Source organism: Bacillus sp. GM2 (genome assembly GCF_056155945.1).
Window position 1 is genome coordinate 1039280 of the sequence record NZ_JBRKSZ010000008.1, and the last position, 20534, is coordinate 1059813.

Genomic DNA, 20534 nt, shown 5'->3' on the forward strand with positions numbered 1-20534 from the left:
ACAAAGCCTTCGGAAACACCTATCTTGTTTTCGTTTGTTAATTTAATTAATTAACCATGGTACAATAAAACCTACGATATGGTGTAAATGGAGGATTTCACATGCAGCGCGGTACATTTCAATTAATGAAATCGGTGAACAAATCGATCATTCTTAATAAAATCAGAACATCAGAGCCGATTTCGAGAGCTGAGATCGCCAAGGAAACAAAGATCACCCCTCCCACGGTCTCAAGCATCGTCAAAGAGCTCATCGGACAAGGACTCGTTAAAGAAAGCACGCTCGGTCATTCGAGCGGCGGAAGAAAGCCGACCATGCTCCACATCAACACGGGTGCCTATTATGTCATTGGCATTGATGCCGGGCCTGAGACGGTGGAGTGCGTCTTAACCGATTTAGCCGGAGGGATTTTGCAGCGGACGTCCAGCCTGCTGAAAAAACCGCTGACAAACGAGAGGTTCATGGAAGTTTTAAAAGAAAGTGTCTATGCCATTTTGGGACGTGCCGATGTCGAGCAAGAAAAGATCATCGGGATCGGCATTGCAATGCACGGTGTGGTCGATGCTGAAACGGGAATGTCGCGCATCGCACCGATTTTAAACTTAACCAATATCCCCATCAAAGATGTGCTGGAACAAGAATTCAACTTAACCGTAAGAGTTGAAAACGATGCCCGGGCGATGGCGCTTGGCGAATCGTGGTTCGGCGGCCGCGATGACGCAGGGAGCATGGCTGCCGTGAATATCGGCCGCGGCGTCGGTGCGGGGATCGTCATCAACGGAAAACTGTACCATGGAGCTGAAGGGATCGCGGGTGAACTGGGCCATATGATCATTGATATCAATGGAGAAAAGTGCGAGTGCGGCAACCGCGGCTGCCTGCAGACGATTGTGAGCGGAAAAGCAATTGCCGAACGGGGGAAAAAGCGGTTGAAAGAAAGCACTGACAGCCTGACAGCCAAAGATTTGTTTGAAATGGCCGAGAACGGCTGCCAAACATGTATCGAACTTTTTCAGGAAACCGGTGTGATCATCGGAATCGGGCTGACCAATTTCATTCATCTTGTCAATCCGGGCAAAATCGTGCTGGGAGGAGGAGTGATGAAGGGCGGGAGGTTCATATTGCCGGCGATACGAGAAACGATACAGCAGAAAGCTTTAACAGCCGAAGCGAGGCAGACAGAAGTGACGATAACGAAGCTCGGCGATGAAGCGACGCTTTACGGAGCCGTTTCATTGCTGCTGGCGGAGCTGTTTGATCCGGTGCTAAAATAAGCTTATTTTTTCGCCTATTTTAACACCGGTGAAGCCTTACCCCTGATGATTGACTGTGCGGATAAAGCGCATGAAAGCTTCGCGGTCTTTGAATACTCCGGCGTCCTCAAGGGCTTTGACAAATTTCTTGCCAAGTTCTTTTCGTACAATTGATTCAGCCTGCTCCGGTTCGGACATCTCTCCGTATTCGGTTTTGAGCTGTTCGGCCCATTCCCGGTGATGCGCTTCAACGGCATCTGACTGACCGAGCAGGAATTCTTTCACTGCCGCCAATTCGGTCTTTAAGCGGGGAGGAAGGACGGCCAGGCCCATCACTTCGATTAAGCCGATATTCTCTTTCTTAATATGGTGAACGTCAGCATGCGGATGGAATATGCCGTATGGGTGCTCGGCAGATGTCCGGTTGTTTCTGAGCACAAGGTCGATTTCATAAACGCCGCTCACGTTTCTTGCGATAGGCGTAATCGTGTTATGTGGCGTGCCATCTGTAAAAGCCGAGATATCCGCTTGTTGATCCGAGTAGTTTTTCCAAGTCTGAAAAATATGGTCCGCCGCTTCAACAAGGCTGTTGATCGCAGTTCCTTTCAAGCGGATGACGGACATCGGCCATTTTAAAACGGAAGCTTCGATGGCCGGATGCTGTTTGATTTGAAAGGAGAACGCGCCTTCCGCGCGCGTCATCGCAAACTCATATCGTCCGGCCTGATAATGGTCATGGCTTAAAATAGACCCGCCGACGATCGGCAAATCGGCATTCGATCCGATAAAATAATGCGGAAACAGCTCAGTAAAAGCAAGCAGCCTGTGAAAGGCAAGCTTATCAATTTTCATCGGCCGATGCTGCTCAGAAAATAAAATGCTGTGTTCGTTATAGTAAGCATATGGAGAATATTGAAAATACCAGTTTTCTCCGGCGAGCGGGACTTTAATAATCCTGTGGTTTGCCCGGGCAGGATACCCGATTCGTCCCGCATACCCCTCGTTTTCTTTGCACAGCAGGCACGTCGGATAGCTGCGCGATTGTTTTGCAGCGGCGCGCTCCCGTTTGATTTGCTCAGGGTCTTTTTCCGGCTTTGACAAATTGATCGTAATATCCATAGTGCCGTAAGGTGTATCCGCCTGATACGAAATATTTCTTTCAATTCGTCTTGTCTGGATATAGTTGCTGTTTTTGCTGAGCTGATAAAAATAGGCGGTCGCCTCCAGCGGCGATTGCTCGTATTTTTGCTGAAACACGGCATTGATGACAGAAGGTCTTACAACAAAGCAATTCATCACATTTGCCGCCAGCATGTCTTTCGCGTCTGCGTCGTCGGTTATGACGCCGTGTTCAATTGCATAAGCGGCGAGTCTTTCCAAAAGGTCGGGGATGGAGTCGCCGGAAGCCGCAGGGGCTTCTTCGGGAAACGAGTCCAGACCCAGCAGGTTCATCACTTGGTTGCGTGCGTAGTTCACGTCATCCGGTTCGATTAACCCTGTTTCAAGCGCTTTTTGAATGAGTCCGGCTATGTCTTGTTCAATCATGTTGACACTTCCTTCCTGTACCCGTTTGGATGTGATGAATGCCACTTCCAGGCGTCTTCAATGATCTTTGCTACAGAAGTGCGCGAAGGCCTCCAGCCTAGGACCTGCTTTGCTTTGTCAGAGCCGGCAATCAGGATGCTCGGGTCGCCGGCTCTGCGCTTGCCGATCTCGGCGGGAATGTCTTTGCCGGTGACCTTTCTCGCCGCATCAATCATTTCTTTCACCGAAAATCCTTCGCTGCTGCCGAGGTTGAATATATCGCTTTTGCCGCCTTCTCTTAAATAGTCCAAAGCCGACAGATGAGCGTCAATCAGGTCTTCGACATGAACATAGTCGCGGATGCACGTGCCGTCGGGCGTATCATAGTCATCCCCAAAAATCGTAATATGCGGTCTTTGTCCGAGAGCGGTTTGCAGGATGATGGGGACCAGGTGTGTTTCCGGATGATGGTCTTCTCCGATCTCTCCCGTTTCCCTTGCTCCTGCGACATTAAAGTACCTGAGAGACACAAAGCTGACTCCATGGGCTTCTTCAGTCCGCTTCATGAGCTTCTCCATGATCAGTTTCGTTTCCCCGTAGGTGCTTGTCGGCCGCGTCGGCATGACTTCTGTGATCGGCACCGATTCAGGCTCTCCGTAGACGGCCGCCGTCGAGGAGAATACGATTTTTTTCACATCGTGCTCAAGCATCGTCTGAAGCAAAACCTGTGTCCCGGATACATTGTTGTCGTAGTATTTAAGCGGATCTTTCATTGATTCGCCGACAAGTGAACTGGCGGCGAAGTGGATCACTTCTTCAATACGTTCCTTTTTGAAAACAGTGCGGAGGAAGTCGCGATCGCGCACATCCCCTTCATAAAAGACTGCCTCAGGATGTACGGCCTGTCTTTGGCCGGTCTCAAGGTTGTCAACGACAACGACGGTTTCGCCCCTGTCCAATAATTGATACACGGCGTGTGAACCGATATAGCCGGCACCGCCCAAAACCAACACACTCATATCCATTCCCCTTTCTATATTTCTTTGGCGCCGTCGCCTATCGCCGCAGTATAAAATGCGGCATCATAGCCAACCGTTTCGCGGTAGACGGCATTCACGCGTTCTTTAAAGCTGTCTGTCCGGTCTTTTTCTACAATCGCAATCGCACAGCCGCCGAACCCGGCGCCGGTCATGCGTGCACCCAGGACGCCGTCTTGTTCCCAAGCCACCTGGACAATGGTATCAAGCTCCAGCCCTGTCACTTCATAATCATCCCTTAAAGACATATGAGATTCATTCATCAGCTTGCCGAACCCGGCGAGGTCGTCCCCGCGAAGTTTTTCCAGCGCTTTCAGCGTCCGGGCATTTTCGTACACCGCATGTCTGGCACGTTTTCGATTAATTTCATCTCGGATGAGGTGCTGATGAGCTTCAAATGCTTCCGCCGTCATTTCGCCCAGGCTTGCAATCGGTAACTCCTGCTGCAGATCGCGGAGCGCCTCTTCGCATTGGGCACGCCTTTCATTATATTTAGATCCGGCCAGCGTCCGCTGTTTGTTTGTATTGATGATGATCACATCGTGTTCCTTCAATACGAAGGGAGCGTATGTGTAATGAAGTGTTTGGCAGTCTAACAAAATCGCGTGATCCTTTTTCCCCATGCCGATCGCAAATTGGTCCATAATGCCGCTGCCTACGCCGATGTATTCGTTTTCGACTTTTTGTCCAAGCTTAACCATGGAGATCGTGTCTGTCTGCAAACCATAAAGCCCTTTTAAAAGAACGCCTGTCGCAAGTTCAATCGATGCGGAAGAAGAGAGGCCCGCCCCGTGCGGAATATTTCCGTAATACAAAATATCGGCGCCGTGAACGATTTGGTGGCCTGCTGCTTTCATCAAAAGGAACATTCCTTTCGGATAGTTGGCCCAGCCGTCAGACCGGTCAAAGGCTAAATCGCTCAAGCTGCATTCAATTATGCCTTTGTCAGGGAAGTTCTTTGAATAGAAACGGATCATTTGATCATCTCGTTTCACGCCAAGGGCATAGGTGCCAAATGAAATCGAAGCGGGGAAAACATGCCCTCCATTATAATCCGTGTGTTCGCCGATTAAGTTGATTCTTCCCGGAGCAAAAAAGGTTTGCGGTGTCTGTTCTGTCTTAAAAATAGAGCGAAAGTCGTTTGATAAAGCGGCTGCAGTATTCATATATCCTCCCATTCGTTTGACGTGCAGACTTAATAAATTAATTTAATTAAGTTTAACCCCAGTTTACTACGGGTTTTCAATTGGTGCAATAAAAAGTGTTTTTTCAAATGAAACGTTTTCATGTAAAATCCTTATTGGCGGGGATAGGGCAATCAGCACTTGACTTTTACAAAAATCAACGTTAAATTAGTAAAATATTTTACTAAAAAATATGAAAGATGTTCATGGAGGTTTTGCAATCGTGGCGACGATAAAAGATGTTGCAGAAAAGGCGGGGTATTCCATCTCGACGGTTTCCCGCGTATTAAATAACGACGAAAGCCTGTCCGTACCCGATGAGACGCGGGAGAAAATATTTGAAGTGGCGGAAAGCCTGAACTACCGCAAAAAAACGATCAGAACACTGGTAAAAAACATCGCGTTTCTGTACTGGCTGACGGATAAAGAGGAACTCGAAGACGTGTATTTTAAAACGATGAGGCTGGAAATCAAGAAGCTCGCAAAGCAATTCAACGTTGAACTGACGACGTATAAAATTTCGGGGGGTATTGACGCCATCCCCGAAAACATTGAAGGATTCATTGCGGTCGGATCATTTTCAGATGATGAATTAACCCGGTTAAGGCAGATGACGCCTCACGGAGTATTTATCGATTCGACGCCGGATCCGAATCATTTTGATTCAGTCAGGCCGGACTTAAAGCAGATGACGAGGAAAACGGTGGACTTTCTTATCGAAAAAGGGCATGAAAAGATCGGCTTTATCGGAGGCACGTACCACAATCCCAATACCGATGAAGACGAAATGGACGTAAGGGAACGAACGTTTCGCGATTATATGAGGGAAAAAGGGCTCTTGGAGGAAGGCTTTATTTTTTGCCGCAGGGGATTTTCTGTGGAAAACGGCTACCATCTGATGGATAAAGCGGTTGAAACATTGGGCGAAAAGCTGCCGACGGCCTTCTTTACAGCGGCGGATCCGATCGCCGTAGGCTGCCTTCAGGCTTTAAATGAAAAAGGGGTCGCCATCCCGGGCAGGGTGAGCGTCATCAGCATCAACAACATCAGTGTGGCGAAATACGTATCTCCGCCGCTGACGACATTCCATATCGATATTAAAGAACTTTGCAAAAACGCCATTGAATTGCTTCTTGAACAAATACTTGAAAAGAGAAAAGCTGTAAAAACGCTATATATCGGTGCAGAACTGGTGGTCAGGAAAAGCACCAATTAAAAAAAGGCGCGGGCTGTTCATAAGCCGCGCCTTTTTCGTAAAACATTTTACTATAGTCGGTAAAATAATTGTTTACACTTTTTCTTAGACATGCTATATTGTTTTTGTGAAACGCTTTCAATCCAATAAAAGGAATGAGACAAATGATGAATATGAAAAAATATGTTGGAATCAGCAGTGTGATTGCTCTCAGTTTGTCTTTAACTGCCTGCGGACCTAAAGAGAGCAGCAATGAAGCATCAGGCGCGAAGCAAAAGGAACTCGTGGTCTGGGAAGATAAAGAAAAAGGCGAAGGCATTAAAGATGCCGTTGCCCAGTTTGAAAAAGAGCACGGCGTATCTGTCAAAGTCGTGGAAAAGCCTTACGCAAAGCAGATCGAAGATTTGCGGATGGATGGACCGGCAGGAACGGGGCCTGATGTGTTAACGATGCCTGGAGATCAAATCGGAACAGCGGTAACGGAAGGTTTGATCAAGGAATTAAAGGTGGACAAAGAGATCCAATCGATCTATACGGAACCAGCAATGAGATCCCAGGTGACAAACGGTAAGGTCTACGGCCTGCCGAAAGCGGTCGAAACGACGATGCTCTACTATAATAAAGATTTGATTTCTGAAAAAGAACTGCCGAAAACGCTGGATGAATGGTATGAGTATTCGAAAAAAACGGCTGACGGCAAAAAATTCGGCTTCCTGGCGCTGTTTGACCAGATTTATTATGCACAGAGCGTCATGGGAGGATACGGCGGCTACATTTTTAAGAGCCATGCAGACGGCACTTATGATCCGGCTGATCTCGGCTTGAATAACAAAGGTGCAGTTGAAGGAGCCGAGTACATTCAGAAGTTTTATCAAGAAGGGCTGTTCCCTGCCGGAATTATTGGGGAGCAAGGCATCAATGTGCTGGAATCGCTGTTTACGGAAGGAAAAGCAGCAGCGATTATTTCTGGTCCGTGGAATCTGGAACCGTTCAAAAAAGCGGGCATCGACTACGGGGTTGCCAAGCTGCCTAAGCTGTCCAACGGCAAACATATGAGTTCTTTTGTCGGCGTGAAGAGCTACAATGTAAGCGCTTATTCGAAGAATGCCGATCTAGCGGAAGAATTAGCCGTCTTTCTCGCCAATAAAGAAAACTCAAAGAAGAGATATGAGATCACAAAAGAAGTTCCCGCTGTCAAAGAACTGGCGGATGATCCTGCCGTCACAAAAAGCGAAGCGGCTCAAGCTGTTGCCGAGCAATCTCAGTACTCAGAGTTGACGCCGAATATTCCTGAGATGAATGAAGTATGGACGCCGGCGGATGCGGCTCTGCAAACGATCGCAACCGGAAAAGCGGAACCGAAAAAAGCGCTTGATCAAGCCGCGGAAACGATACAAGGACAGATCAAAGCGAAGCACAGCGGCAGCAAATAAGCCGCAGCATTGGTGTCAAACTTGTCTTAAGTTTGGCGCCATTTATGATCAGGACGTCCATATAAAGAGGTGAAAGAGAAGGTGCAGCATCGCAAAAAAGCTTTACTATTATCAATCATTCCCGGTTTGGGCCAATTCTACAATAAACAATGGATAAAGGGTCTGTTATTCCTTCTTTTAGGCGTCGCGTTCTTTGCGGTTTTTGGCGATTTGCTGAATATGGGGCTGTGGGGCCTGTTTACGCTTGGAACCGAAGTGCCGCGCGATAACTCGATTTTTCTATTGGCAGAAGGCATCATCGCCGTGATTGTCACCGGTTTTGGGCTGGCTGTCTATTACGCCAATTTGCGGGATGCCTACCAAAACGGAAAGCGGCGCGATGAACAAAAGGAGCTCAGTTCACTCAAGGAACAATATCATAATTTAATGGCTCAGGGATATCCGTATCTCATCAGCGGACCATCACTGTTCATTTTGATTTTCGCCGTTGTTTTTCCGATTTTGTTCAGCTTTGCATTAGCTTTTACAAATTATAACCTCTACCATTCTCCGCCTGCCCACCTTGTCGATTGGGTAGGGCTTAAAACGTTTTCCGAAATTTTCACCGTTGATATTTGGCGGTCGACCTTTTTGGATGTTTTAGCTTGGACCATTGTCTGGACGCTTGTCGCTTCCACGCTCCAAGTCGGGTTGGGAATTTTGTTGGCGGTTGTCGTCAATCAGAAGGAAGTCCGCTTCAAGAAATTTTTCCGGACGATTCTGGTTTTGCCTTGGGCCGTGCCCGGCTTTGTTACCATTCTTGTGTTTGCCGGCCTCTTTAATGACAGCTTCGGTGCATTCAATCATCAAATCCTCGCCGCATTCGGCATCGATCCGATTCCTTGGATGACGAATGCCAATTGGACGAAGCTGGCGCTTATCCTCATGCAGGGGTGGCTCGGTTTTCCTTATGTGTTTATTGTGACGACCGGTGTTCTGCAGTCGATTCCGGACGACCTGTATGAAGCGGCGACAATTGACGGCGCGTCCGCGTTTTCGAAATTCAGGCATATCACAATGCCGCTGATTTTAATCGCAATGGCGCCGATTATCATCACGCAATTCACTTTTAACTTTAATAACTTCAACATTATCTATCTATTCAATGGAGGCGGTCCGGCTGTTCCCGGGTCAACAGCGGGAGGAACCGACATTCTGGTGTCCTGGATTTACAAATTGACGATGCAGTCGAGCCAGTACTCTTTAGCCGCCGCATTGACGATCCTGCTGTCGGTCTTTGTCATCTCGATCGCGCTGTGGCAGTTCAGACGGACAAATTCTTTCAAAGAGGGGGCTTAACATATGAAGAAAAGAAGATTCTTTCGGCTCCTTCTGACCTATTCTCTGTTGGTTTTTATGACAGCCGTTATCATATATCCTCTGCTTTGGACGGTGGGAGCCAGCTTTAATCCCGGCAACAGTTTGGTCAGTACTTCTATCATTCCGGCAAATCCGACATTGGATCACTATAGAGAATTATTTGCAGGAAAAGAGAGCCTTCAATACGGGCAATGGTATATAAACTCGCTGAAAATCAGCATCTTTACGATGATCGGATCAATCATCAGTGTTTCTTTTACAGCTTATGCTTTTTCACGGTTTCGTTTTAAAGGTAGAAAAAACGCTTTAGTTTTATTCATGCTGCTGCAAATGATTCCTCAATTTTCGGCTTTGGTTGCGCTCTTCGTTTTAGCGCAGATGCTCGGAATGATGAACAGCCATTGGCTGCTGATTTTGCTGTACATCGGCGGGCTTATACCGATGAACACGTATTTGATGAAGGGGTATATGGATTCCATTCCCATCGATTTGGATGAGAGCGCTAAGATTGACGGCGCTAGCAATACAAGGATTTTTCTGCAGATTATTATGCCGCTATCCAAACCGATGATCGCGGTCGTCGCCATGAACGGATTCACCGGACCGCTCGGGGATTTCGTTTTGTCTTCGACCATATTGCGGACGCCAGAGTCGTATACATTGCCGATCGGTTTATACAATTTAGTCAATGAAGTCATGGGAGCCAGCTATACGACGTTTGCCGCCGGCGCCATTTTGATCAGCATTCCGGTAGCCGTCATCTTTATCATGCTGCAAAAGAACTTTGTATCAGGGTTGACCGCAGGCGGAACGAAAGGATAGTCGGAGAAGAATATGGTCTAAAAAAGGAGAGTATTATGCCAAAAATTTATACGACACAAGCAAAATACATGCTTCACGGGGGAGACTACAATCCGGATCAATGGCTTGACCGTCCGGATATTCTTGCAGATGATATCAAGCTGATGAAGCTTGCCCATACGAATACATTTTCAGTGGGGATTTTTTCATGGAGCGCTCTTGAGCCGGAGGAAGGCGTCTATACGTTTGAATGGCTGGATGATATGTTTGAGAACATTCACCGGAACGGCGGACGGATTATAATGGCGACACCGAGCGGCGCCCGTCCTGCTTGGCTGTCGCAAAAATATCCGGAAGTGCTGCGCGTCAATGCGGAACGTGTCAAACAGCTGCATGGCGGAAGGCACAATCATTGCTTCACTTCATACGTATACCGTGAAAAAACGAGAAAGATCAACCGCTTGCTGGCTGAAAGGTACGGCAGCCATCCTGCCCTTTTGATGTGGCATGTCTCCAACGAATACGGAGGAGAATGCCATTGTCATCAATGCCAGCACGCTTTTAGAGACTGGCTGAAAAAGAAGTACAACAATGATCTTAAATCTTTGAATGATGCATGGTGGACGCCTTTTTGGAGCCATACCTTCAACGATTGGTCACAGATTGAATCGCCGTCTCCGATCGGTGAAAATGCGGTGCACGGCTTGAGTTTGGACTGGCGCCGCTTCGTCACTGATCAGACGATCTCTTTCTTTCAAAATGAAATCGTTCCGTTGAAGGAAATCACGCCGAATATTCCGATTACGACCAACTTTATGGCTGACACGCATGATCTCATTCCATTTCAAGGGCTGGACTACAGCAAGTTTGCCAAGCATCTGGACGTGATCAGCTGGGACGCGTATCCCGCCTGGCACAATGATTGGGAAAGCACAGCTGATTTGGCCATGAAAGTCGGCTTTATCAATGATTTGTACCGCAGCCTGAAACAGCAGCCGTTTCTTTTAATGGAATCGACGCCAAGCGCTGTCAATTGGCACGATTTTAATAAAGCGAAACGGCCGGGCATGCACCTCTTGTCTTCTATGCAGATGATCGCCCACGGATCTGACAGCATCCTCTATTTTCAATGGCGGAAATCACGCGGCTCATCGGAAAAATTTCACGGTGCGGTTGTCGGTCATGACAATTGTTCCGAGAACCGCGTATTTAAAGAAGTGGCAAAAGTGGGGCAAACCCTTGAAGAGCTGTCTGAAGTCACCGGAACGACCCGGCCCGCGAATGTCGCGATCCTCTATGATTGGGAAACCCATTGGGCGCTCGAAGATGCACAAGGATTCGGGATGAAAACCAAGCGGTATCCCCAAACCTTGCACGAGCACTACCGCGCGTTTTGGGAGCGTGATATTCCAGTCGACGTGATTACGAAGGAACAGGATTTTTCGCCGTACCGGCTGCTGATCGTTCCGATGCTTTACTTAGCAAGTGAAGAAACAATCGCGCGTTTAAAAGCCTTTGCTGCAAACGGGGGCACATTGGTGATGACGTATATTAGCGGAATCGTCAACGAATCTGACCTGACCTATTTAGGCGGATGGCCGCAAGATCTGCAAGAGATGTTTGGCATGGAACCTGTTGAAACCGATACGCTCTATCCGGGCGACAAAAATAGGGTCCGTTATCAAAACCGGTCCTATGAGCTGAAAGATTATGCGACCGTGCTGAAGCTGGATACGGCAGATCCCGTGGGATTCTATGAGGACGATTTTTATGTGGACACGCCGGCTGTTACATGCCATTCATACAAACAGGGGAAGACGTACTATATCGGTGCGCGCTTAAGCAGTCAATTTCATCGGGATTTTTATGAAACATTGATCAAAGAGCTATCGATTCAACCGGCTTTTGATGTGAAACATCAGCCTGGCGTCTCCGTTCAAGTCAGACAGGATGAAGAAAATGATTATATTTTCATCATGAATTTCACAGAAAAACGCCAGCCCGTCGTGTTGGAGTCGGCCGTTAAAGATATGCTGACCGGAGAAACGCTGACCGGCGAAATCACATTGGAAAAATATGAAGCCAGAATAGCGGTAAAAACAAAAAAATAAGCCCGGGGGACATCCGCTTTAATGTGGGTGTTTCTCTTAAAAAAATGAAAGCGTTTTCGTTTTGGCGTGTGTCAATCATGAAAGGGGAGAAGCGAGATTCATGAAAAACGTGGTGGCTGTTTTTGTGGTGCTGATTGTTGTTTTGGGCGCACTTGGAACCGGCGGTCCGGCGGAAGCCGCCAGAGGTTCCAAGGCGGCAGAAAGCGGCCTTTTTGTCGAAAAGGTTTCAGGGCTTCACAAGGATTTTATAAAAGGGGTTGATGTTTCGAGTATCATCGCTTTGGAAGAGAGCGGCGTCGCCTTTTACAATGAATCCGGAAAGAAACAGGATATATTCAAAACGCTGAAAGAAGCAGGCGTCAATTATGTCCGGGTGCGCATCTGGAATGATCCCTATGATGCCAACGGCAATGGCTATGGAGGGGGCAATAATGATCTGAAAAAAGCGATTAAGATCGGAAAACGGGCCACTGCCAACGGAATGAAGCTGCTGGCGGATTTCCACTATTCCGATTTCTGGGCGGACCCGGCGAAACAGAAAGCGCCAAAAGCATGGGCAAACCTAAACTTTGAAGATAAAAAAACGGCGCTTTACCAATATACAAAACAAAGCCTTGAAGCGATGAAAGCAGCGGGCATCAACGTCGGCATGGTGCAGGTCGGAAACGAAACAAACGGGGGTCTTGCCGGTGAAACGGACTGGGCGAAGATGAGCCAATTATTCAATGCGGGGAGCCAAGCGGTCCGGGAGACGGATTCGAATATTTTAGTCGCCTTGCATTTTACCAATCCGGAGACGTCCGGCAGGTACGCTTGGATTGCCGAGACGCTTCACCAGCACCATGTCGACTATGATGTATTTGCAAGCTCGTATTATCCATTTTGGCATGGCACACTGAAGAATCTAACATCCGTCCTGACATCCGTCGCGGATACGTACGGCAAAAAGGTCATGGTAGCCGAGACATCTTATACGTATACGGCTGAAGACGGAGACGGACACGAAAATACAGCCCCTAAAAACGGTCAAACGCTCAATTACCCGGTCACCGTTCAAGGACAGGCGAACGCGGTCCGTGATGTGATTCAAGCGGTCAGCGATGTAGGAGAAGCCGGAATCGGCGTTTTCTATTGGGAACCGGCATGGATTCCAGTAGGACCGGCACGCCAGCTTGAGAAAAATAAAGCGCTTTGGGAGACATACGGATCAGGCTGGGCCACAAGCTATGCCGCTGAATACGACCCGGAAGACGCAGGAAAGTGGTTTGGCGGCAGCGCCGTAGACAATCAGGCATTGTTTGATTTTAAAGGACGTCCATTGCCGTCTCTGAATGTATTTAAGTATGTTGATACGGGAACACCATTCAAAAATTGACTTGCAGCCGATTTCTCGGATGAAGGCGAACGCCGTTTGCCGGAAAGCGGTTTAAAGCAGAATGAAAAAAGGCCGGATGATATCCGGCTTTTTTTCGTGAAAGGACAGTCAGAAAGCGTAATTAAAATGTTTTCATTCAATTGACAGAAAGATAGGGTCCGCTTAACCAGCGGTTACCGTTTGAAATGCATCTTCTACAGATACGTATTCATATCCAAGGTCGCGCGCGACGGCCTTGTAGGTAATGCTTCCGTTTGCAACGTTGACGCCGAGAGCGAGCGCCTGATTTTCGGCGACTGCTTGTTCAACGCCTTTATTTGCGATTTGCAAAGCGTAAGGCATAGTGACGTTTGTTAAGCCGATCGTTGAAGTACGGGGAACGGCTCCCGGCATATTGGCGACTGCATAATGGACAACGCCGTGCTTCGTATAAGTCGGATCGTCATGCGTAGTGATCTTATCAACCGTTTCAATAATGCCGCCCTGGTCAATCGCCACGTCTACAACAACTGAGCCTGGGGACATCGACTGAATCATCTCTTCTGTGACAAGTTTCGGCGCTTTTGCACCAGGGATTAAGACGGCGCCGATGACAAGGTCAGAGTCTTTTACGGCTTCCGCAATGTTGAGCGGGTTGGACATAAGCGTTTGAATGTCTTTGCCGAACTGGTCATCGAGCTGGCGGAGGCGCTCAGCGCTCAAATCGATCAAAGTGACGTCAGCGCCAAGTCCGACTGCGATTTTGGCAGCGTTCGTACCGACTACTCCGCCGCCGATGATCGTAACCTTGCCGCGTTTTACGCCGGGTACGCCTGATAACAGGATGCCTTTGCCGCCTTTTGATTTCTCAAGAAATTGCGCGCCGATCTGTGAAGCCATGCGTCCGGCGACTTCACTCATTGGAGTCAGGAGCGGAAGCGTCCGGTTCACTTCGACCGTTTCGTAGGCGATGGCTGTGACGCCGCTGTCCACAAGCGCTTTCGCAAGCTCAGGCTCAGCTGCTAAGTGCAGATACGTAAATAAAACAAGTCCTTTTCGGAAATAGCCGTATTCAGAGCTGATCGGCTCTTTCACCTTCATGACCATATCCGCTTTTGCCCATACATCCTTCGCTTCAACCAAAATGTCTGCCCCGGCTGCTTTGTAGTCAGCATCCTCAAAGCCGCTTCCAAGTCCGGCTCCCTGTTCGATTAAAACTTGATGACCGCTTTTTTTAAGCGCGACTACTCCGGCCGGCGTAATGGCTACACGGTTCTCATTGTTTTTAATTTCTTTCGGAATTCCAATGATCATGATGTCGTCCCCCTCAAATGAAATATGATTCTACCGCTAGTATAAATCTCTGAACCGGCAAGAGCATCGTGTGTAAAATTAAAAATGTAAGCGCTTTTTTGTGAAATTTAACAAATTGGTGAACGTTGAATGAAGTGAAAGGATTGATATGAGGAGTTATCTATTAAAATTTTTTTCTTTAAAAAATAGTTTTGTTAAAAAAACAAATGTAAGGGATTACATTTTGTGTCGTTTCACAAACATAACCATATTTCGTTGTGATAGAATATCTCTTGCAGCTATGAAAGCGTTATCTTTGTTGGGAGTGAGTCATATGGATATCTTAGAAATACTAGGCAAGATTAATAAGGTATTATGGGGGCCGCCCAGTTTAATTTTATTATTTGGGACAGGCTTATTTTTAACGTTTGTTTTAAAAGGACTGCAATTTCGCCGCCTGATCTATGCGTTTAAGATCGGATTTGGCAAGGAAGACAGCAAAGACGCAGCTGCCGAAGGGGATGTGAGCCATTTTAAAGCTTTAATGACAGCGCTCGCCGCCACGATCGGAAACGGAAATATCGCAGGTGTCGCGACGGCATTGACACTCGGCGGACCGGGTTCGATCTTCTGGATGTGGGTTGTCGGGCTGTTGGGCATGGCAACGAAATACGCGGAAGCCTTGCTTGCTGTTAAATTCCGCGTAAAAAATGAAAAAGGGGAATATTCAAGCGGGCCGATGTATTATATCGAACGCGGACTCGGACGCAGATTTAAAGGACTCGCCATCGCTTTTGCGCTGTTTGGAGCTTTTGCCGCTTTGGGGATAGGCAACAGCGTCCAATCCAATACGATTGCCGATATTACAAAGAACAGCTTCGGTATCGAAAACTGGGTGACAGGGCTGATTCTCGTCATTCTTGTCAGCATCATCATCTTCGGCGGCATCCAGCGGATCAGCACGGTTGCCAGCTTCTTTGTGCCGATCATGGCTTTTCTTTATATGGGCGGGGCGATCTTGATTCTGATTTTGAATTATGACAAGATTATTCCGGCTTTTGAACTGATTTTCTATTATGCTTTCCACCCTGTGGCAGCAGCCGGCGGTTTCCTTGGAATTGCCGTATCTGAAGCCGTTCGGAACGGGGTGTCCCGCGGCATTTTTTCAAACGAAGCAGGCCTTGGGACGGCTGCGCTAATCGCCGGAAATGCGCGTGCAGATCATCCGGTAAAACAGGCGCTCGTCGCAATGACCGGGACATTTATCGTTACGATCGTGGTGTGTACGATGACCGGTTTAACCCTTATTATTACCGGTTTCTGGGATCCGTCTGGCGGCTTGATATCCGGCGTGGCCCATAATGCCAGCCTTGAAGGCGGGGCATTGACGAGCGCGGCATTTGCCTCAGTACTCGGCGCGGCAGGCGAATATATTGTGTCGCTGTCGGTGATTTTCTTTGGGTTCTCTACAATTGTCGGCTGGTATGTTTACGGAGAAAAATGCTTCGAGTATTTGGCCGGTTCCAAAGGAATTGCGGGCTACAGGCTGGTCTACATCCTCGCCTGCGGCATCGGGACGGTCGCCAACCTCGTCACCGTCTGGGCATTTGCCGATATGGCGAATGCGCTGATGATGATTCCAAACCTGATCGCCATCCTGCTGCTTTGGAAAGTTATCAAAGCAGAGACAAATGATTATTTTCATCACTTCTATGAACATACCAAATCGGCGGGTCCGCCAAGTAAACCAATTCATTAATCAATTGAAAGCTCTGCCTTCCAGGCAGAGCTTTTTCTTTGTTTACAATCATACAAGATCTCAAATTTTGACGAAAAATGTCGATACTATGAAATGAAGAAGATCTTTAATTTGAAAATTGCATTTTATCATTGATGACATAAAGGAGAAAGGATCACCATCATGAAAGTAAAAACAAAACTGCTGGGAATTATATCAATTTTAGTCGTTTCCATTATTGGAATCGGAGGTTCCTCTGTTTTTATGATTTCTTCTACGGTGAAAAAGAATGAAGAACTTAAGGACAAGATGGAATTTCAAAAAGAGATTAAGCATATTCAATATCGTCTGACCGGTTTGTCGAATGACGAAAGAGGCCTTATTATGACCGGAGATAATGAATACAGTGAAGGAATGAAGGACAAGGCCGACGATGTTTTAAAGAGTCTTGACCGCGCAGGAAAACTGATCCGGGAAGACACATACAAAGCGAACGTCGAAGAAATTAAAGAAAATTTTAAGGCTTATTGGGGTTTAAATCAACAAGTTATACAGTCTTACGCTTCAAGCTCTAAAAAAGCTGAATCGATTCATTTCGGAGAGGAAAGAACATTAAGAAAAGAAGTCCTCGATCCGTCTGTCAACCAGCTGGTCGAAAGCCTGGAACAAGAGGTGGAAGATCTGAAAGCAGAGATCAGCGCCAACGGGACGATGAGCGAATGGGTCATCATCACTGTCACAGCAGTATCAGCCATAGTTGGAATTGTCTTGAGTCTGCTGCTCTTGAAGTCTATTCTGGTACCGTTGAGAAGCCTGAATCAGCAGCTTGGGGACATCGCTCACGGTGAGGCGGACTTAACCAAGAAAGTGATCGTCAAAAATAAAGACGAGTTCGGCCAGCTTGCAAATTCTTTCAATGCTTTTGTTCAGTCGCTGACGCAAATTGTGAAGCAGATCAGCAGTTCGTCTGAGCAAGTCGCCGCATCCTCTGAACAGTTGTCGGCAAGCGCGGAGGAATCGAAATCGACCTCCGAACTGATTTCGGAAGAGATGCAGGCGATTGCTGACAGCAATATGACGCAAAGCGAAATGACAGAACAGAGCTCGGAATCGATTCATGAATTGCTGGACCGTTTATCATCCGTTGCCTCCAATACAGGCAGCATAGCGGATCTGTCGTCTTCGATGAGAGACAAAGCCGAAATCGGCTCCGAATCCGTTCATAAAATGCTCGAGCAAATGAACTTCATTGATAAATCCGTCGACTCAGCCGGCAGCGGCCTCGAGGCGCTCGTGTCCAGCACGGCGGAAATCAGCAACATTTCTTCGCTTATCACCGATATTTCGGAGCAGACGAATTTGCTGGCGCTAAACGCGGCAATTGAAGCAGCAAGAGCGGGAGAACAAGGAAAAGGGTTTGCCGTCGTGGCGGAAGAGGTCCGGAAATTGGCGGACGAAACGAATAAATCGGCGAACCATATTCAATCGTTAGTCACAACGATCCAAAATGAATCGGTAGAAACGGTGAATAATATTAAAGTCGTTCAAGAAAATGTCAGCTCCGGAATCGCTCTGTCCCAGGAGACAACCGGCAATTTCAACGAAATTTTGAACTTGGTGGAACAGGTTGCTTCTCAAATCCAAGAAGTCGCAGCTTCTACTCAGCAGCTGACATCAGGTGTCGAAATGGTTCAAAACACCATTCAAACATTAGCTTCCGGATCACAGGAAACGTCAGCCAGCACAAAAGCGGTTGCTTCCTCAACCCAGGAGCAGCTGGCTTCAATGGAAGAAATCTCATATGCAGCGGAATCGCTGTCCCAATTGGCTGAAGAACTTCAAACCATTATCAATCGATTTAAATATTAAGCAGAAAACCCCATCCGGCGATGGGGTTTTAATTGGTTTTCATGGCAGCCAAAGCGCCCTCGGGGATTTCCTCTTCGTGTACTTCAGTCAAGCTTCCGGCTTTCGTTCCGTACGCCCATACTTTGATGAAAGCGCCGGGACGCAGTTTTTCGTCCCCCTCTGCTTCAATCTGCTGTTTGTGTCCGCTCGCGTCATATCCGGTTAATGTGTAGTTGTACTTTCCGTTATTCAGCTTTTCTGCATGATCTTCGGCTTTGAGATAATAAGCCTCAGGCTTTCCCTGGCCTTGTATGAAATGATCGGCCAGCGGCACAAGGCCCCCTGTCGCTTTCTGCAGGATAAAAACACCGGCAATAAAAACGCCGGCAACGGCGATCAGAACCGCGGCAATCAGGCCGCCTGCCCGTGTCTTCATATACCTTCTCCTCTTTCATTCAGTTTGTGAATGGTATTATTTTATAAAAAAGGCGCAAGGAGAAGAAATTGATTCATATTACAGTACAATTACATGATTGTAAGGTAGGACGAATCGCGGCGGCTTTTGTTTATCAGACAGCTTCGTGTCATAATATATCCAAACAAAAGGAGAGACCGAGATGCAAAAAGTGATGATTGTAGAAGACGACCCGAAGATTGCCGATCTGTTAAAATCGCATATTGTCAAATATGGATACAACGTTCATGTCGTGAAAGACTTTGACCGTGTCATCGATGAGTTCAGAAGCACGGCGCCTGATCTTGTTCTGCTTGATATTAATTTGCCGAGCTTTGACGGCTATTACTGGTGCCGGCAAATCCGCCAGGAATCGATTTGCCCTGTCTTGTTTATTTCGGCGCGGACGGGCGAAATGGATCAGGTCATGGCATTGGAAAACGGCGGGGATGACTTTATCACCAAGCCGTTTCACGCCGAAATCGTGATGGCAAAAATACGCAGCCAGCTTCGCAGAGCTTACGGGGAGTATGCAGCAAAAGCGGAGGAACGGCTTCTCGAAAAAGAAGGACTGCGGCTGTATCCGGAAAGACTTGAACTGACATTCGGCGGTCAAACGGCTGCTTTGACGAAAAAAGAAGCCGATATTATCGAAAGCTTAATGGAACGCCACCCGAGGATTTCCGGCCGGGAAGATTTGCTGGCCAAACTGTGGGATGATCAGGCCTATGTGGATGAAAACACGCTTAATGTCAACATTACACGCGTCAGAAAAAAGTTTCAGGAGCTCGGAATTGAAGATGCGGTGGAAACAGTGCGGGGCGCAGGCTACCGCTTGAATATATCCTGGGTGAAGGCGGGAGAGGAATGAAGCTTTTTTTCAAAGAACACTATTTGTTGATTGCCGTGCAAGTGCTGCAGTTTATCACGATGCTGTCGGTGTACTGGCTTGATGGGTATCAGCACATCAGGCCGGCTTTTTATGCCGTTTTTCTCGGCTTTTTCTTTCTTGTCTGCTATCTTTTCTACCATTACTATACGCGCCGGAAGTTCTACAAACGGATGACGAGCGGGCTGGAATCATTGGATGACACCTTCAGGCAATCGAATCAGCCCCAATCCCCTCTTTCAGAAGCGCTTGAACAGCTGCTGAAAAGCCAGTACAGGCAATACCGTCAAGAATTAAAGAAGCTGGAGCTTGGACAAAAAGAGCATTTGACCTTCATGGATCAATGGGTGCACCAAATGAAGACGCCGCTGTCGGTCATCGAACTGACGGCTCAAAATTTGGATGAACCGGAATCATCAAGCATCCGCGAGGAGACCGAACGGATGAAAACGGGCCTCAATACGATTCTCTATATGGCCAGATTGCGGACGATCGAGCAGGATTTCCGGATAAAACCGGTCGCATTGGCGGATATCGTTCACGAGGTCAATCGTGAAAACAAGCGCTTCTATATTCGCAGTCAAGTTTATCCTAAGTTCAAGGAAGTCAAAAAAGGCATCACAGTCGAAACAGATGAAAAGTGGCTGTTTTTCATCATTTCCCAATTTGTCAACAATGCGGTCAAATACTCAGCGGGAAAAAGCAATACGGTTATTATTTCTATTGGTGAAAACGATTCGGAGGCGGTATTGGAAGTGACAGATTTCGGCGCCGGCATCCCGGATACAGATCAAAAGCGGGTATTCGACCCGTTTTTCACAGGAGAAAACGGACGCCGTTTCAGAGAATCAACCGGAATGGGTCTCTATTTGGCAAAAGCGGCGGCTGACCAGCTTGGACACCGAATCGAACTTGACTCACAAGAAGGGCAAGGCACGACAATCCGGCTGATTTTCACGGCTACACAAAACCTTACATCGATGTAATGAAAGTGAAAGAAGAATCGATAGTTCATCAACAAGAAATTTAGGTAAACTGATCACAGATCAAAAGTTAAAGGT

The 20534-nt window shown here is 47.5% G+C and carries 16 protein-coding genes; 11 read left to right on the top strand and 5 right to left on the bottom strand.

The window, feature by feature from the left end; genetic code table 11:
- Positions 1–101 precede the first annotated feature (101 nt).
- Entirely contained in the window at positions 102–1274 is a 1173-nt protein-coding gene (locus ACVC9U_RS20000) for an ROK family transcriptional regulator (protein ID WP_017474422.1), read from the top strand.
- Between the two features lie 36 nt (positions 1275–1310).
- Here ACVC9U_RS20000 and galT read toward each other — a convergent pair whose 3' ends face one another.
- From galT to ACVC9U_RS20015, 3 genes are read right to left on the bottom strand one after another with little or no spacing between them, the layout of a single operon-like run.
- Positions 1311–2798 (bottom strand): UDP-glucose--hexose-1-phosphate uridylyltransferase, encoded by a 1488-nt coding sequence (gene galT, locus ACVC9U_RS20005; RefSeq protein WP_441391412.1) that lies wholly within the window; start codon positions 2796–2798, stop codon positions 1311–1313.
- Positions 2795–3796 (bottom strand): UDP-glucose 4-epimerase GalE, encoded by a 1002-nt coding sequence (gene galE, locus ACVC9U_RS20010; RefSeq protein WP_020453579.1) that lies wholly within the window; start codon positions 3794–3796, stop codon positions 2795–2797. The genes galT and galE overlap by 4 nt, the downstream gene beginning before the upstream one ends.
- 14 nt (positions 3797–3810) lie before the next feature.
- Positions 3811–4980, bottom strand: a complete 1170-nt coding sequence (locus tag ACVC9U_RS20015; protein ID WP_020453578.1) for a galactokinase — start codon at positions 4978–4980, stop codon at positions 3811–3813.
- 241 nt (positions 4981–5221) lie between these two features.
- Between ACVC9U_RS20015 and ACVC9U_RS20020 the strand changes: the two genes are divergently transcribed.
- The 6 genes from ACVC9U_RS20020 (at position 5222) to ACVC9U_RS20045 (ending at position 13272) form a co-directional block, all read left to right on the top strand.
- Positions 5222–6214: a LacI family DNA-binding transcriptional regulator gene (locus tag ACVC9U_RS20020; protein WP_441391413.1), complete on the top strand. Its 993-nt coding sequence runs from the start codon at positions 5222–5224 to the stop codon at positions 6212–6214.
- A 143-nt stretch (positions 6215–6357) separates the two neighbouring features.
- Positions 6358–7626 (top strand): sugar ABC transporter substrate-binding protein, encoded by a 1269-nt coding sequence (locus ACVC9U_RS20025; RefSeq protein ID WP_020453576.1) that lies wholly within the window; start codon positions 6358–6360, stop codon positions 7624–7626.
- Between the two features lie 81 nt (positions 7627–7707).
- Complete coding sequence (locus ACVC9U_RS20030) at positions 7708–8964, top strand: carbohydrate ABC transporter permease (protein WP_441391414.1); 1257 nt, start codon at positions 7708–7710, stop codon at positions 8962–8964.
- A gap of 3 nt (positions 8965–8967) precedes the next feature.
- Positions 8968–9807 (top strand): sugar ABC transporter permease, encoded by an 840-nt coding sequence (locus tag ACVC9U_RS20035; protein WP_020453574.1) that lies wholly within the window; start codon positions 8968–8970, stop codon positions 9805–9807.
- 35 nt (positions 9808–9842) lie between these two features.
- A complete protein-coding gene (locus ACVC9U_RS20040; RefSeq protein WP_441391415.1) occupies positions 9843–11897 on the top strand; it encodes a beta-galactosidase in 2055 nt (684 codons plus the stop codon).
- Positions 11898–11997: 100 nt separating this feature from the next.
- The gene (locus ACVC9U_RS20045) at positions 11998–13272 is read left to right on the top strand and encodes an arabinogalactan endo-1,4-beta-galactosidase (RefSeq protein ID WP_441391416.1); all 1275 of its coding nucleotides are present in this window, start codon (positions 11998–12000) and stop codon (positions 13270–13272) included.
- Positions 13273–13434: 162 nt separating this feature from the next.
- Here ACVC9U_RS20045 and ald read toward each other — a convergent pair whose 3' ends face one another.
- Positions 13435–14565 (bottom strand): alanine dehydrogenase, encoded by a 1131-nt coding sequence (gene ald, locus ACVC9U_RS20050; protein WP_020453571.1) that lies wholly within the window; start codon positions 14563–14565, stop codon positions 13435–13437.
- Positions 14566–14878: 313 nt separating this feature from the next.
- On the opposite strand from ald, the gene ACVC9U_RS20055 reads away from it, so the two are divergent.
- Both ACVC9U_RS20055 and ACVC9U_RS20060 read left to right on the top strand, forming a co-directional pair.
- Complete coding sequence (locus ACVC9U_RS20055; protein WP_020453570.1) at positions 14879–16303, top strand: alanine/glycine:cation symporter family protein; 1425 nt, start codon at positions 14879–14881, stop codon at positions 16301–16303.
- 162 nt (positions 16304–16465) lie between these two features.
- Positions 16466–18151, top strand: a complete 1686-nt coding sequence (locus tag ACVC9U_RS20060; protein WP_441391417.1) for a methyl-accepting chemotaxis protein — start codon at positions 16466–16468, stop codon at positions 18149–18151.
- 28 nt (positions 18152–18179) lie between these two features.
- On the opposite strand, the gene ACVC9U_RS20065 is transcribed toward ACVC9U_RS20060, so the two are convergent.
- The gene (locus ACVC9U_RS20065; RefSeq protein ID WP_441391418.1) at positions 18180–18566 is read right to left on the bottom strand and encodes a YxeA family protein; all 387 of its coding nucleotides are present in this window, start codon (positions 18564–18566) and stop codon (positions 18180–18182) included.
- A gap of 181 nt (positions 18567–18747) precedes the next feature.
- On the opposite strand from ACVC9U_RS20065, the gene ACVC9U_RS20070 reads away from it, so the two are divergent.
- Together ACVC9U_RS20070 and ACVC9U_RS20075 are read left to right on the top strand one after the other, a co-directional pair.
- Positions 18748–19455, top strand: a complete 708-nt coding sequence (locus ACVC9U_RS20070) for a response regulator transcription factor (protein ID WP_020453567.1) — start codon at positions 18748–18750, stop codon at positions 19453–19455.
- Complete coding sequence (locus tag ACVC9U_RS20075) at positions 19452–20459, top strand: sensor histidine kinase (RefSeq protein WP_020453566.1); 1008 nt, start codon at positions 19452–19454, stop codon at positions 20457–20459. Before ACVC9U_RS20070 ends, ACVC9U_RS20075 begins: the two co-directional genes overlap by 4 nt.
- The last annotated feature ends 75 nt before the right edge of the window (positions 20460–20534 follow it).